Raw genomic sequence first — 2274 nt, 5'->3', positions numbered from 1 at the left:
GACGCCCTACTAAGAAATTTGGTGCAAATATAAGTTATCAAATCACACAAGGCAATGCCCATTCTGATGCTTTCTCAATGACAAATTATCATCTCTATGGTGGTAGCGACGGATTAAATAATTTTATCAACACAGATACTCCTACAGGCGGACAACCAGAATTTATCAAACACTTTGTACGTGCCAGCATAGAATCTAAAATCAACGATAAAAGTGGCATAATTGGGAGTTTTAATACCACGCAAAGCTTTATCCCCGTGAATGCCTATGCAAACTCTTATATCAATAACGGCACAGTGCTTGATAGCAATCAAAAAACTTTGAAGCGACAAAACTATAATTTCTTTTTTAAAAGCTATTATGACATCGGGGAATCTCTAAGGCTTGAAGCAAGCTACACTTATGCACCCCAATACAATGAATACTTTATTAGAAATACCAAAGATTCAAACTTTTATTTTCTCACAGGTGGGCATCAGCTCGGACTTAAATCCTTTTATGACAATAAATTAGGACTGCTTAACGCACAATTTGGCTTTAGCTTATTGGAGAACTCGCGCGCAGGCTCAGCAAATGATATGAGAATCTGGCATTACAGTGCAGAAAAAAATTGGAATCCGCATGGCAATGCAGGTGAAGGAGGATATGGAAATGTCAATACCACACAAACTGACCTTCATCTTAAAATCAACCAAACCTTTGAGCCGATTAAACTTAGCTTTTGGGAAAATAAAGTTAATGTAGGGCTGGAGTTAGGTTATGTCCATGCCAAATGGGAAAGGGAGCATGATACACTGCAGGGTTTTACGCCAACCACTTATCTCGCAGCAGGGCAAACTTGTAATGATAATTATTGGTGTTCAGCTTCACCTGTGCCAAGCTATCAAAATGGCAACAACGGTGGACAATGGATTTCACAGGCATTTTATTACAAAGCAGGCAAAATCAATGTAAGTAACTTCTCTACTGCTCTCTTTGTCGAAGACAATATGAATTTTTTGTTAGGACAAACAGGAGAAATCAATACACGCTTTGGACTTAGACTAGACTATGATACTTATATGAATAAAGCCCCCATCGCCCCACGCTTCAGCTTAAATTATCTCGCTCCTTGGAATCAATGGGAGAAAGCAAAAGAGTTTGCAACATCATTTAGCTTTGGAGCAAATCGCTATTACGGACGCAATCTCTACACTTATGCCTTGCTTGATGGACGTAACGCTCTAAACTCCCAAATCCAAAGGGACAACGAAACACAGAGTTGGAATGAGGCAAGAGTAACGCAACAATACCGCAATAATACCCGCTTTGAAGAACTCAATGTCCCCTACTCTGATGAACTAATAGCTGGATTCTCACAAAAAATTTATATGTTTAGCTTAAGCGCAAAATATATTCATCGATTCGGACGCGATGAAATCCGAAGAGGATGTTATCATGCAAGTGGGAACTTTATCGGCGGAAGCTGCGGAGCTGACGGTAATCAAGGTACAACAGGCACCAACTACTATCAATACACCAATGATGGACAAAGCAATACCGATGTGGTTACTTTCATGATTCAAAATAATCAGCCTATCGATACCTTTGGAGTGAAACATCACTATTTGCTTGCATTTGATTGGACAAATACGAAGCGAAACTATGGGACTTATGCGGATAACCTAAGCAATGATGAATTAGCAAATGAGTGGATTAGCTATGATAGACAACTCATGCGCTATGCCGATAGACCTGCAGATAATTTTATGCGTCCTTATACCTTGCGACTGAATACCACACATACTTTTCAAATCTGGCGTACCAAATGGCTATGGAACAACTTTCTGCGTTATCGCAGTGGATATAGGGCAATGGCTAACACTAATACCAACGAACAAGATAGCTTTGTGATTAATGGGGTGCTTACCAAAGTGGCAACTTTTAGGGCTTTTGATATTAAGGGAGCATTCACTTGGGATATGCGGATAGGCTTTGAAATCGATATGTGGCATAAAAATACCCTATATGTGAATCTGGATATTTATAATGTGCTAGATTCTAAAGTGATGGCAATTTATAATTTCTCTAGCACAGTGGGGAGTGCAAGATTTGCTGCTACGCCTGTGTATGAAGTGGGCAGACAATTTTGGCTACAAGTGGGGATAAAAAGGTAATGCAGAAATTAATCCATACAATTGAAATAAAATAAAAGTTAAAAAGTTGGTACTTCTTTTTCATTATAGAGGGGCTCTTTTTAGAATCTTAGGATAATTAATCTTGCAATCATAACAT

The 2274-nt window shown here is 38.8% G+C and carries 1 protein-coding gene; it reads left to right on the top strand.

The genetic code is table 11. The annotated features are described in order from the left end of the window. On the top strand, positions 1-2156 hold a 2156-nt coding region (locus CQA44_RS12830), incomplete at its 5' end, for a TonB-dependent receptor (protein WP_115547403.1). Between the last annotated feature and the right edge of the window lie 118 nt (positions 2157-2274).

The sequence above is a fragment of the Helicobacter sp. MIT 14-3879 genome, assembly GCF_003364125.1.
The sequence above is the reverse complement of the archived record's forward strand: the minus strand, read 5'-3'. Positions and strand labels throughout refer to the sequence as shown.